General features: G+C 39.8%; 11 protein-coding genes. 8 read left to right on the top strand and 3 right to left on the bottom strand.

Annotated features, from left to right (window positions below):
- Both IJS99_02840 and IJS99_02835 read left to right on the top strand, forming a co-directional pair.
- On the top strand, positions 1 to 1,015 hold a 1,015-nt coding region (locus IJS99_02840), incomplete at its 5' end, for an acyltransferase family protein (protein MBQ7560760.1).
- A gap of 163 nt (positions 1,016 to 1,178) precedes the next feature.
- Positions 1,179 to 2,171 carry a 6-phosphofructokinase gene (locus IJS99_02835; GenBank protein MBQ7560759.1) on the top strand — a complete coding sequence of 331 codons (993 nt, stop codon included), beginning with the start codon at positions 1,179 to 1,181 and terminating at the stop codon, positions 2,169 to 2,171.
- Between the two features lie 28 nt (positions 2,172 to 2,199).
- Here IJS99_02835 and dprA read toward each other — a convergent pair whose 3' ends face one another.
- The 3 genes from dprA to IJS99_02820 all read right to left on the bottom strand — a co-directional run bounded on the left by dprA (position 2,200) and on the right by IJS99_02820 (position 5,279).
- Positions 2,200 to 3,318: a DNA-processing protein DprA gene (gene dprA, locus IJS99_02830; protein ID MBQ7560758.1), complete on the bottom strand. Its 1,119-nt coding sequence runs from the start codon at positions 3,316 to 3,318 to the stop codon at positions 2,200 to 2,202.
- 72 nt (positions 3,319 to 3,390) lie between these two features.
- A complete protein-coding gene (locus IJS99_02825) occupies positions 3,391 to 3,861 on the bottom strand; it encodes a C_GCAxxG_C_C family protein (protein MBQ7560757.1) in 471 nt (156 codons plus the stop codon).
- A 515-nt stretch (positions 3,862 to 4,376) separates the two neighbouring features.
- Entirely contained in the window at positions 4,377 to 5,279 is a 903-nt protein-coding gene (locus IJS99_02820) for a TDT family transporter (protein ID MBQ7560756.1), read from the bottom strand.
- Between the two features lie 288 nt (positions 5,280 to 5,567).
- On the opposite strand from IJS99_02820, the gene IJS99_02815 reads away from it, so the two are divergent.
- The 6 genes from IJS99_02815 to IJS99_02790 form a co-directional block, all read left to right on the top strand.
- A complete protein-coding gene (locus IJS99_02815; protein ID MBQ7560755.1) occupies positions 5,568 to 7,094 on the top strand; it encodes a 4Fe-4S dicluster domain-containing protein in 1,527 nt (508 codons plus the stop codon).
- 46 nt (positions 7,095 to 7,140) lie between these two features.
- Positions 7,141 to 7,680 (top strand): rubrerythrin family protein, encoded by a 540-nt coding sequence (locus tag IJS99_02810; protein MBQ7560754.1) that lies wholly within the window; start codon positions 7,141 to 7,143, stop codon positions 7,678 to 7,680.
- Between the two features lie 189 nt (positions 7,681 to 7,869).
- Positions 7,870 to 8,784, top strand: coding sequence for a radical SAM protein (locus IJS99_02805; GenBank protein MBQ7560753.1), 915 nt, complete (start codon positions 7,870 to 7,872; stop codon positions 8,782 to 8,784).
- Between the two features lie 11 nt (positions 8,785 to 8,795).
- Entirely contained in the window at positions 8,796 to 9,695 is a 900-nt protein-coding gene (locus IJS99_02800; protein MBQ7560752.1) for an NAD-dependent epimerase/dehydratase family protein, read from the top strand.
- Positions 9,692 to 10,555: a UbiA prenyltransferase family protein gene (locus tag IJS99_02795; protein MBQ7560751.1), complete on the top strand. Its 864-nt coding sequence runs from the start codon at positions 9,692 to 9,694 to the stop codon at positions 10,553 to 10,555. Before IJS99_02800 ends, IJS99_02795 begins: the two co-directional genes overlap by 4 nt.
- Before the next feature lie 150 nt (positions 10,556 to 10,705).
- Positions 10,706 to 13,870, top strand: a 3,165-nt coding sequence (locus IJS99_02790) for a transporter substrate-binding domain-containing protein (protein ID MBQ7560750.1), incomplete at its 3' end; no start/stop codon positions are given.

Raw genomic sequence — 13,870 nt, 5'->3', positions numbered from 1 at the left:
AGAGCAGAGAGTCTATTACTTTGACTTTTTGCGCGTTGTAGGAGTCCTCGCAGTAATTGGCATACATTCGTGCGGGAGAATATTTTTTATCGATATACATACATTCGAGTGGAATGCGACAAATTTTTATAATGCTTTAGTGCGCTGGGCTGTTCCTGTATTTGTAATGATAAGCGGTGCTTTATTTCTTGGCCGTGATATTCCGTTAAAGAGGCTTTACGGCAAAAATATTTTGAGGATATTTATAGCTTTGTACTTCTGGTCATTCATTTACGTGTTATACGGATATATGAAAGGCGCAAAATTACGCTGGATAATAGAAGAATTTATTTTCGGGCATTATCATTTATGGTTCTTGTACATGTTGATTGGATTATATATTATAGTGCCGGTCGTGAAGAAAATAGCGGATTCAAAATTTGCGAGTGTATATTTTCTTGTATTGTCATTAATATTTGCGTTCATAATTCCGCAGGGTATAGCTTCTATTAGACTTATTAGAATTGGCTTCTCGAATGCTGTAGAAAGTTTCATAAATAGATTTTCGATTACGTTTGCGTCTGGTTACGTAGGTTATTTTTTGCTGGGACATTTTCTGAACAATATTGAAATTTCTCCCCAAACCGCGCGGAAAATATATATTGCCGGTATATTAGGATTTTTCGGGGCTGTGCTGATGTCGACTGCTGCATCATTAATAATTAACAAGGCGCATTCAGAATTTTACAAACCCTTGAGCGTTAATGTTTTATGTGTTAGCATGGCAGTATTCGTATTCTTCAAGAAAAATTTTAACCGGCCTTCAAGAGTTATAATGACTCTGTCAAAATATAGTTTCGGAGCTTACCTAGTGCATGATATGATTCTTACGTTCGCAAGTAACATAGGAATTAGCGCGAAAATGTGCAACCCGATAATTTCTATTCCGGCAACAGTAATTTTCGTGTTTATAATTTCGTTTGCTATATCAGGAGTCTTGAATCATATTCCCGTACTGAAAAAATATATAGTTTAGTGCGAAATTAGCATAGAAAACGCAGATGTATTCTGTAGCAGTTGTAAAAATAGGCCTTATTTGGTAGTCTGAATCATAAAAATTTTTCTTGCTCGTTCAGGTTTTATTACGTATTATATAATTCACACACGATATTTACTTCATGGAAGGAGCTATTAATTTTATGTCGGACAAGAAAATAAAACGTATAGGAGTCCTCACAAGCGGAGGAGACGCACCCGGAATGAATGCAGTTATACGCGCTGTATCAAGGACTGCAAATTTTTTCGGCATTGAATGTATCGGAATTAGACGAGGCTGGCAAGGTTTAATCAACGGCGATTTTATTCCAATTACAGCTGATGTCGTGCGTCATACAGTCGGAAGAGGCGGAACAATTTTATACACCGCACGAAGCGAAGAATTTATGACGGAAAAAGGCCGCGAAAAAGCTGTAGCAACGTGCAAAATGTTGGGTCTTGACGGCGTTGTTGCTGTAGGCGGCGACGGGACATTTAGAGGCGCTCTCGAACTTTCACGGCTTGGAGTTCCTGTCATGGGGATTCCTGCGACAATTGATAACGATATAGGCTGCACAAATTACACAATAGGTTTTGACTCGGCCTGCAACACTGCTATTGATTGCATTGACAAATTACGCGACACAATGCAGTCTCATGAAAGATGTTCCGTCGTTGAAGTAATGGGAAGGCACGCAGGATTTCTCGCGCTTTATGTCGGACTCGCGGTCGATGCAACGTGCGTGTTAGTTCCTGAACGCGAAATAGATTTTCAAGTCGATGTCGTCGAAAGAATCCAGAACGCAAGACTCTCAGGCATTACACATTTTATGATCGTCGTAGCAGAAGGTGCCGGCAGCGCAATAGAAATAGCACAACGCATAAAAGATTCTCTCGGCATGGATCCGCGTGTTACTGTTTTAGGACATATTCAACGAGGCGGCGCACCCACAGGACGGGACAGAGAAACAGCGACTCGAATGGGTTATTACGCTGTAAAGGCATTTGCTGAAGGACGTTCGGGAAGCGTTATTTGCACACGTGAGGGAGGAATCGTCGAGACTCCCATCGAAGAAGCCCTAAAAATGGAGAAACACTTACAAATGGAACGTTACGAAATTCTTGAGGCTACAGCGTCATTAGGTGTCAAGCACTAAATAAATTTTTCCGGGCATTTATGAAGCGTTAAATTACTGCCGAGTATCTGCCCGCATTGCTTGTGATTAAATTATCGGCCTCAAGTTCTATTAATGCCGTCTGAATGTCAATTAAATCAAGTCCGCTGCTGATTAATATTTCGTCGAGAGTGATATTATTCTTGCCCTGAATTAACGCATAAATAATTTTTTCGTCATCTGATAATGACAGTGAGAGCGCTGAATTATTGCTTGAGTCCTGCGAGTCAAAATTTATATTTACCTGTGAATTTGCTGCGATTTGATTAATAAATTCTTCAATGCTGATAATTGCGCCGGTTCCTTCGTTTAATAGAGAGTTCGAGCCTTTGAAAGTTTCATCATTTATGCGTCCGGGAACTGCCCATAACTCGCGCCTTAATTCTTGAGCGTAACGAGCTGTAAGCATTGCACCGCCGTTTTGTGGCGACTCAGTGATTATGACTCGTCCTGCAAGAGCTGCTATTATTCTATTACGTTCGGGAAAACGCCAAGACTCGCCGCCCGATCCCATAGGATATTCGCTGATTAATGCGCCGTTATTCTCGATAATTTGCGTGAATAAATCTTTATTTTCTGTCGGATAAATTTTATCGACTCCAGTTCCGAACACTGCAATTGTTGTGCCTTTTTCCGACAAGCACCCCCGATGAGCAGCCGAGTCGATTCCTTTTGCGCCTCCGCTGATGACAGTTATTCTTGACAAAGCTAATGCCCGCGCAAGATTGAAAGTCGTAATTTTTCCGTATTCGCTGCATTTGCGAGTCCCTGCTATAGCTACTGACGGCAAAGAAATATTTGCAGAGCCTTTCACATATAAGCCTATGGGAGGTTTGCTCAATTCACGTAATTTTGCGGGATAATTTATGTCGAGCGCGTGAATAAATTTTGCGTTGAATGCCTGAACCTTTGCAAATTCTTTATCAGCCCAGTCATGTTTTGCGAGAATGCTTGATAATCTGTTCTGGACGCTTTGACGCAAGCCAAGTTCGCGCAAAAAACTTTCTTCACACTTGAATAACTCATCAGGATTAAATTTTTCGCACAACCTGATAAATGATTCAAACGGTGCTTTTATTGCGTTGAGTATTAATGCTGCTCTTGTGATTGCAATATTTTCATTGTTCATGCGAGTATTATACACAAAAAATGACCGGGAAAGACTCACCGGCCATAAACAAAAATTTTTAATCCCTTTCTCTTATGCTGCCGGAACCTGCAATTTTCCGTCTTCAATAAGAGTCTTTGCTACCCATTCTGCAACAACGCCGGTTATCTCAATGCAATGAGCTTTTCTTTCGGGGGACATGAAATTATCTCCGGCCCACTGACGAGTCATGACTCTGCAGCATGTTGCGCCGTATTTTTCTTTCACAAAGTCGTGAAGACCTTTTGCGACCTCAAACATTTTGGGATTCATGGGCTGGCCTTTTGTTCTGCCGTAAACGATTCCAAGCGCCATTTCTCCGCCTGACACTGCACCGCACAAACACTGAGCTTTACCGAGTCCGATCGGGAAACTTGAGGCCATTTTTACGATTTCTTCAGTGAAGGGCTGGCCGAGAGCGTCATTAATTGTCTGCAACACTGCTTCAGAACAGAAATAAGTCCCGCTTCTGAAATATTCTTCTGCGGTTTCGCGAATTGATTTGATGTACTCTTCTTTTGTCATAGTTTATGACTCCTCTCAAAAAGTTTTATTTATTTACTTCGCGCCGATAAAATAAACGCGTAAGTTTCGAGAATCCTGCTATAATAATTAAATACTTCTCACAAGATTCAATCTCACAGAAAATAAAATTTTTACTAATACTTTTACTAATGCAAAAACTTTAAAATTTCTCTGCGTTGATAATGCTTTATGGCTCGCAGAAAATTTTTTATCACACAATTTTTATCGCGAGCAATAATCTGCAAAAATTTTTATATCACTTGCAAATAAATTAATGCTCTTACACCTGCTATAACCCCGAAAAAATTTATTCTTTCACCGATATTCAAGTGCATCTGCCTTATCACACAATTTTTATCACAAGCAATAATCTGCAAAAATTTTTATATCACTTGCAAATAAATTAATGCGCTTACACCTGCTATAACCCCGAAAAAATTTATTCTTTCACCAGATATTCAAGTGCATTTGCTATATCGCACAATTTTTATCGCGAGCAATAATCTGCAAAAATTTTAATCCTTCGCAAATATAAACATCACATAGCGCACAAGTACCCATAACACAACTACAGCAGCTATAACCGTCTGAACATCAGCTAGAGTCCCTTGCCACGCAAATTTTGTGAATCCTGCCGATAATTTCACGGCCAATGCACTTATTACTAGCGGGAACGTAAACGCCGAATGACTCGGAATAAATTTAACACTAAAAGTTTTCAGCAAATAAATAATTCCTACAACCCAGAAAAAAATCGAGCACGCTAATAACGCATAAACAAGCCACGAAATTTTTTCAGGAAATGAAACCATATAGCCCGCAAGCAATAATGACGCAGGAGCAGCAAATATTACAGTCGTCGGCATAGCAGGCGCAGGAATTTCACCCACGAGAAAAACTCTTTTGCATACTATAATCAGCAATAAAATATAAGTTACCAGCCCAAACCAAAAAGCATATTGGCCGATGTCTAATCTTCCTGTTACTGGTTCAGAAACACTCGCTACTGCAATCCCAACATAGACAATAAACCATGACGGGAAAACTTTTTTTATCGCAAAATTTCTGAATACGAATTTAAACGAGAACCAAACTATTAACAGCGCATGAAAAATTACTCCCGCATACCAGATTATATTTGCGCATTCAGGGCAATAAGGCTTAACGTACGCAGCTAATAACATTGTCGCCATTGTAAATGTCGGGAAGACACTCGCTGCAACAGGATTATCAAGCGGTTCTGATAATTTTACGTTGAGAACTAAAATTTTCAGCAGGTAAGGCACATAAAGAATTAACGCAATCACACCGAGTACGAGTCTTGCATTTGCATTATATGACTGAATCAAATTTCCAAGCGCAAATAAACCCAATATAAGACCTGCTATAGGTATAGGATAACGCTTCAAGAATCCCATAATAAATTAATACCTCCGTTAAATTATAAATTTTCGCGTGAAATTATTAATGTATACTTATCTGACTTAACAGACAGCCCGAACAAAATATCACTGCATCACGTGCAAATAAATATCTAGCTCACATGAAGTGCATAATTTCGTTCAGCTCCGTTCTGTTAAAATTTGAAGTATAAATTATAATATCAGAATAAAAATTTTTTCGCGATAACGTTTTTTATTATTTATTACATAGACGATTATGACTCGCTGCGGGAGAAAAGTTAAAATTAAGGAGGCTCTTACAAAATGGGAATGAGAGGTATTCACACATCAATAAATGATATTAGGCGCGCAATTTTTACGGAGGTCGCAAAACTTTCTTACAACTACAAAGAGGGCGATTTGTCCGAAATGGAATTAATACCATATAGAATCATCCCCGGTGAAGTCTCGCGCTATCGGGACAGCGTTTTTCTTGAGCGTGCAATCATTGAAGAACGTATGAGACTCGCTATGGGACTCCCGAAAAGATCTGCTGCCGAACATGCGCCCGTCTCACTCGGTGCTGAAGAATGCGTTCACCCCGAAAAATATTATCAGCCGCCGTTAATAAATATTATAAAATTTGCGTGTCATTCATGCCCTGATAATAAAGTAGTAATCACTAATCAGTGTCAAGGCTGTCTCGCCCGCCCGTGCAGTCATGTATGCCCGAAAGAAGCAATTTATTTCGCAAACGGTCAAGCACATATCGACGACTCAAAGTGTGTGAAATGCGGTAGATGTATGAACGTTTGTCAATACGGCGCAATTTTACGAATGGAACGCCCATGCGCTAAAGCCTGCGGAATGAAAGCAATTAGATCCGATGAATACGGCCGTGCAGATATAGATCAAGAAAAATGCGTGTCATGCGGAATGTGTCTCGCAAATTGTCCGTTCGGTGCCATAGCTGACAAGGCGCAAATCTTTCAATGCATACAAGCTATAAGAAGTGATACTCCCGTTTATGCTGCGATAGCTCCTGCTGTGGCCGGCCAGTTCGGAAAAAATTTAACTCCCGAAAAAATGCGTGCAGCGTTTAAAGCTCTCGGATTTCGTGATTTAGTCGAGGTTGCAATCGGTGCGGATTTATGTACGTTGCAAGAAGCTGAAGATTTTGTAAATGAAGTCGTCGAAGAGAAAAAATTACCGTTTATGGGTACGTCGTGCTGTCCTGCGTGGTCGGTAATGGCAAAGAAAGAATTTCCCCAGTTTGCAGAATGTATAAGCATGGCTTTGACTCCTATGGTCTTGACCGGACGATTAATAAAGAAGGAGCACCCAGGCTGTAAAGTCGCGTTTATCGGCCCTTGTGCAGCAAAAAAATTAGAAGCAAGCCGCAGAACGATTCGCAGTGATGTTGATTTTGTCTTAACGTTCGAAGAAGTTCTCGGAATGTTTGAAGCTAAAGAAGTAGATTTTGACAAGTTAGAGTCTAAACCTGTTCCGAACTCTGCAAGTGCTGACGGTCGCGGATTTGCTGTAAGCGGCGGGGTTGCGTCGGCTGTAGTTAATTGCATTAAGCACACTCACCCGGATTTAGACGTGAAAGTTGAATACGCAGAAGGACTCGACAATTGCAGAAAAATGTTATTGCTCGCTAAGGCAGGAAAATATAACGGTTATTTGCTTGAGGGCATGGGCTGTCCCGGAGGTTGTGTCGGCGGTGCTGGAACTGTAGAATTAATCAATCAAGCAGCTAACGAGGTCGGAAAAATTAAGAAATCTACTGCTAAGGCTCATGCGTATGAGAGTGAATATAATTCGATTCTGCCTCAGCTCGAAGAATGATATAATATGCGTAAATTTATAAATTATGAAGGGGGCATTTATCACAATGGCGAACAAGTACGCGGGAACTCAGACAGAGAAAAATTTACAGGCGGCTTTTGCAGGTGAGTCGCAGGCACGCAACAAGTACACTTATTTTGCATCAGTTGCTAAGAAAGAAGGCTACGAGCAAATCGCAGCATTATTCTTGCACACAGCAGACAACGAGAAAGAACACGCTAAAATGTGGTTCAAGGAGCTTGACGGAATCGGAGACACAGCAGCCAACCTTAAAGCAGCAGCAGACGGCGAAAATTACGAATGGACTGACATGTACGAAGGTTTTGCTAAGACAGCAGAAGAAGAAGGCTTCAAAGCTCTTGCAGCAAAATTCAGACTCGTTGCAGCAATCGAGAAACACCACGAGGAACGCTACAGAGCATTATTGAAAAATGTAGAGGCTCAAGAAGTTTTTGCACGCAGTGAAGTTAAAGTCTGGGAGTGCAGAAATTGCGGACATATCGTTGTCGGGACAAAAGCTCCGGAAATCTGCCCGGCCTGCGCTCATCCGAAAGCATATTTTGAGATCAACGCAGCAAATTATTAATTAGCGCGTAAAAATTTTTCGTCCTTCCTGTAATTTATTATGGGAGGGACTTTTTCATGTATAATAGCTGATAATTTAGAATGATTCGCCCTATTGTGTCAGAAATTTAGAGTCCTCAAAAATTTAATCACACGTAAGCCGATATTAACAATTTTTGACGTAACTAAACTTTGTAATCAGCGTTGCCCCATGTGCAATATCTGGAAAAAAGAGTCTCACGATATGACTTTACCAGAAATCGAGTCTCATGCAGCAAAATTACAGAAATTCGGAGTCGGTTATGTATTTCTTCAGGGCGGGGATCCATTGGTCCGGCGCGATATTATAGAGATCACTGACATTTTCTTGAATCACGGCATAGCACCGACAATAATTACGAATGGGATATTATTAAATCCTGACTTGGCCGAAAAAATTGCCTCACGTCCCTGCAACTTAGCTATAAGCATTGACTCATTGATTCCGGAACGTTATGCAGTTCTGCGCGGTGTCGACACGTTAAATAAAGTCATAAGCAACATCAACGCAATAAAAAATTTATATCATTCACATAAAGGCAACTGGTCAATAACTACAACTGTTACGAAAATGACCGAGCTCGACGACGTAATTAATATTATGAATTTCGCTCACGAACGCGGTTTTATGCACGCAATAAGGCCTTATATAACAGTAAGCGGTACAGCAGGACGCAAAGATGAGAGTCTCACATATGAACAAGGCGACGTGTTAGAAATTTTTGAGTTCATGCTCAAGAAAGCCCGCAAAGAAAATTATCTTGCCTCATTAATATATGAAGAACACATAAAATATATCAAGGGTGAAAAAATGCCCGAGTGCGACGCTGCAAAATATTCGTTCTTAATGAAGGAAACCGGCGACATTGCACCGTGTATAGAATTTCCGAATTTGCCCGTAGATTTAGACTCGTTCAGGGAGTGCCAGAAAAAATATTGCGGTACCTTGAAAAATTGTAATGCCTCGACTCCCTGCTTCTATAATGATGCGCGCGAAATAGGATTCTTATGGCGTAAAAAATGGCGTGCTGTCATTAATATATTCAAGATTATTGCTCAAATGAGACGATACGGAAATTTCTTCTAGGGGTGAACGTCATGAAATTATTTATCACGGGCGGGACGGGCTTTCTTGGTTCTGTGTGCGTTGAGAAATTTATAAAGTCTCCTGAGGTCGAGAAAATTTATATTTTGACTCATAAATCGCAAATTAATTCATCAAGTCCCAAGATTGAAATTTTACAGGGCGATATTAGAAATCTTCACGAAATTTCTATAGCTGACAACATAGACTCTTGCATAGTTCTAGCAAGCGCAGGGGTACACGGCAAAACGAGCGAAAAACTTACGTATTCAATCAATTATAATGCTACAGAGTCAGCGATAAAATTCTGTAAGCGCAATAATATTAATAGAATCATATTCACGAGCTCAATAAATGTAAATCTGCCGAAATTAGGAGCTTATGCACGCAGCAAATTAGACTCTGAGAAAATTATACGCGAGTCAGGGCTTAATTATTTAATATTTCGTCCGTCGCTTATATATGGCCGTAAATGCAAGTTCGGATTATACATGATAGAAAAATTTATACGCAAATTCGGATTTGTTCCGGTATTCGGGGACGGGAAAAAGTTAGAGCAGCCCATACACGTCGACGAGTGCGCAGAATACATAAATTATTACACTCTGAATAACTCATCGGGCCGGATTATCGAGTTAGGCGGATTTGACGCTATGACATATAATGACTTGTGCGAAAAAATTGCGTCGTGCATGAATAAGCGCGTGAAATTATTGCATGTTCCTGCTTGGCCGTTCTTGAGCGTGCTAAAAATTTTCGAGTCATTAAATATAAGCCTCCCCATATCGAGCGAGCAAATTTATCACGTTGACAGCGATTTATCATGTAACATGCAGGAAATCTATCAAGAGACCGGAATAACGCAAAAAAGTTTTATCGAAAATTTCAGCCGGGACGGTATATGCGAATCATGAAATATTTTGCTTTAATGCGGGTCAAGCACTACATCAAGAATCTAATAATTTTTTTGCCGGCTATGTTGACATTGAGTCTAAAAAATTGGCAGATCTTAGCGGCTAATGTGAAGGGATTTATTATATTTTCGTTATCAGCGTCGATTATATACATTTTCAACGATATAAAAGATTTCGAGTCAGACCGTAAGCACCCGTTAAAATCTTCGCGGCCGATAGCGTCGGGTAAAGTCTCGTTCAGTGAGGCGAAATTTATTATTTTCCTGCTTGTATGCGCGATAATTGCTTTGCTTTGGTCAGAAAGTTTCAGGGCGAAATATATTTTATGGCCGTTGATATATATAATTATAAATATTTTGTACAGTGCTTATCTGAAAAATTTTCCGTTGATTGATGTTGCTGCGTTATCGTCGTGCTATGTTATAAGACTCTGGTACGGTGCGGCGTTGACTGAATGCGGGATATCAAACTGGATGTCATTGACTATGATCTCAGTATCGTTTTTTATGGGATTCGGCAAGCGCAGAAATGAGTTAATCCAGTACGGGAAATCAATGCGCAAGAGTCTAAAAGGGTACTCGGCGAACTTTCTTGATAAATCGCTGCAAATAATGTTGACATCGTCAATAATATTTTATTCGTTAATGTGTGCTGACGAGAAAACTTTTGTAGCCCGTGCAGGAATAAATTTATTATGGACAGTGCCGTTTGTGATAGTTATTTGTCTGCGTTACTTAATGTTAGTTGAGAATGCAGCCAGCGACGGAGACCCGACTTCTATAATTTTGCACGATAAAATTTTGATAATTCTCTGCTTCGGATATATATTTTCAGTAGGTGCGAGATTATATTTTGTATGAACGCTTATTTTATGTCCACGCGGCCTATTCTGACTCGGTGTGCAAAAAATTTTTTAGTGAGATTGCAATATATTCGTAAAAATATGTAGTTTTTTCTTGCTGCTTACAGTGTAAAATATAATTATTTTATCGTGAAGGAGAGATTATATTTTGCACAGAAAAATTTTATTGTTGTTATTGTTGCTTGCTTTATTGCCGATAAATAAAATTTATGCTTCCGTAAATTCAATTTATGAGCTCAACGACCCGAAATATACACTAGGAGTCAGCGACAAAGGGGCAGCATTCGACGCAGTTAAACGCGATTTCCCACGTGCAAAACTTGCATATTATGACGGTGTTGACGGTTTTATGGCCGTGAAGACTTCAAAAATTGACGCATATATAAATGATAGAATTACTATGATTCTTGCGTTACAAAACGGTTTTGAAGGAGTAAAAATCTTGCCCGGTTCAGTTGGTGAGCCTATAAAAATCGCCGTAGGAATATCGAGAAAGTCAAAGATTCCGAACCTGCGCAAAAAAATTAATGAGTTCATCGCAATATTAAACTCTGACGGCACACTTGAAGACATGTATAAACGCTGGGTATTTGACTCAAATTATACAATGCCGGAAATAAATACGACTTCAAGCCCAAAATTTAAATTAGTCGTCGGTACTGTCGGAATGATTCCACCTTACAGCTTTTATGAGGGCAATAAATTAACGGGTCATGATATAGAATTTGTGAAAAGATTTGCGGCGTGGCTTGGTGCTGATGTTGTATTCAAAGATTATGATTTTGCGGGAGTTGTAGCAGCTGCTGTAACCGGCAATATAGATATTGTTGCGGCAAATTTGCAGATTTCCTCTGAACGCGCAGAAAAAATTGATTTCTCAGATATAATTATGTCGTCAGATTTTAGCGTTATGGTGCGTGATGACAGCCCGAAAAAAGTTGACAGCCATAATTCAATCAAGTATTTAAACGGGAAAAATATAGGCATTCAAACCGGTAATCCTGAGTGGGATAAAATTATTAAGCAGATTTTGCCGGCCTCGAAAATTTTTTACTATAATACATTTACTGATTTGCTGACAGCACTCAAAGCTCATAGAATAGACTCATTTCCCGGAGACGAAGCTAATTTAAAGTTTATCGCAGAAGAAGATAAAAGCGTCATGATCCTTGATGAAGACATTACAGAGACTTACGGGTTATCGTTTGCCTTCACGAAAACTGATTTGCGCGATAAATTTAATGACTTCATGAAGGAAATCAAAGCTGACGGCCGATTAAATTCTATCACAGCAAAATGGACTACTGAGTCTGGAAATAAAATCGCCGTTGATTATGAGTCTCTGCCAAGCACTAACGGGACTCTAACGTTTGCTACTGAAGGCGAATATCCCCCGTTTAATTATGTGCTTAACGGGAAAATTGCAGGAATGGAAATCGATTTAGCTTATGAGTTCTGCAAATTATACGGTTACGGCTTAAATGTTTTGACCATGAATTATGAAGCAATCCCGGCAGCTATTACATCAAATAAAGCAGATTTCAGCGCGAATCTTACTATAGATGACGAACACAAAGAGGCATTAATTTTTTCTGTGCCTTATTATTATTGCGCTACAAAATTGATGGTGTTAAAGCCTTCTGATTCTAGTTCGAGTCTTCCTGCAAATAATTCGGGATATTATACTAACCTGCAAGATTTTAACGGTAAACGAATCGGAGTCATAACAGGTTCGATTCATCCTGAAATAGTATTGCCCGTTCTGCCTGATGCTGAATTATTTTACTTCAACACTAAGGCCGATGAGGTTGCAGCTTTGGTATCAGGAAAAATTGACGCGTTTTTGTGCAGTGAACCGGAAGCAATTTCGTTAATGTCAGAAAATAATAATCTCTCCTATATGAACACTCGTTTAAGTCATTTCAACTTGGCCTACTGTACCGCGAAAAATTCAAAGGGTGCTGCACTTGCTGAAGAGTTAAGCAAATTTATTAGAGAGCTGGAGAATAACGGCACTCTTTCAAAATTGCGTGATAAATGGTTCAGAAGCTCAGACGAATCGCAGAAGCCTTTAGAAGATTATTCACAATTACCAGCTAAGAACGGCGTTATAAGATTTGCTCAATTTGCTCACGGTGTGCCATTTACTTATTTGCGTGATAATATTATCGTCGGTTATGAAGTTGAGATACTCGTCAAATTCTGCAAAGAAAAAGGTTACGGCCTTGAAGTTATTACAATGGATTTTGGCGGGATATTGCCGGCGGTGATGTCAGGAAAATGCGACGTTGCAGGCGGAGGAATAATTATCACCCCTGAGCGTTCAGAGCAAGTAAATTTCACAGAACCTATTTATCACAGCGGTACGGTTTTAATGACTCTGAAATCTAATTTAGCTGATGATAATAAATTAGCGCAAAAAATTTCTGACTTCAACGGAAAACGAATCGGCGTAATAACAGGTTCAATTACTCCCGAAATAGTAAAATCTACTCTGCCGGCCTCTGAACGTTTTTATTTCGACAGTCCAAGCGATGAAATAGCTGCATTGTTAGCAAATAAAATTGACGCGTTTGTATATAGCAGAATTGAAGCAAATACTATGATTGCTGCGTCAGAGAATGATAATTTATCGTATTTGAACGAACCTTTGAGCAGCTTTGAATTAGCGTTTTGTACGGCAAAGACTCCCAAAGGTAAGGCACTTGCTGACGAGTTAAATGAATTTTTGCGCAGGATCGATAATGACGGCACACTAAAAATTTTGCGCGATAAATGGCTGACAGATTCTAAATCGCAGAAGACTCTTGATGAAGATTATTCGCAGTTACCGGCCAAGAACGGCGTTATAAAATTTGCTCAAACCGGAATTTTCCCGCCGTTTTCGTACGTAAGCAATGGAAAAACTGTCGGCTATGACATTGAGATTATCGCGAAATTTTGCAAAGAAAAAGGTTACGGCCTTGAAATTTTCACTATGAATTTTGCCGGTATCCTTGCCGGAATAGATTCAGGACGCTTTGACATGGGCGGAGGCGGATTAATTATCACTCCTGAACGCGCAGAAAAAGTTAATTTCACACTGCCGAACTATAAAGGCGATTTTGTGATTGTTGCCATGAAATCTGATTCAGCCGGCGATAATAAATTTATTGCAAATCTTGATGACTTAGACGGCAAAAGAATCGGAGCATTGACAGGTTCTATTTTCCCGGAATTAATAAAATCTCGTCTTCCAAGCGCAAATATTTTCTACTTCTCAAGCCGAGCCGACGAAGCAGCAGCCCTTACAGCCGGAAAAATTGACGCATTT

The sequence above is a fragment of the Synergistaceae bacterium genome (assembly GCA_017444345.1).
GTDB lineage: Bacteria > Synergistota > Synergistia > Synergistales > Aminobacteriaceae > JAFUXM01.
The sequence above is the reverse complement of the archived record's forward strand: the minus strand, read 5'-3'. Positions and strand labels throughout refer to the sequence as shown.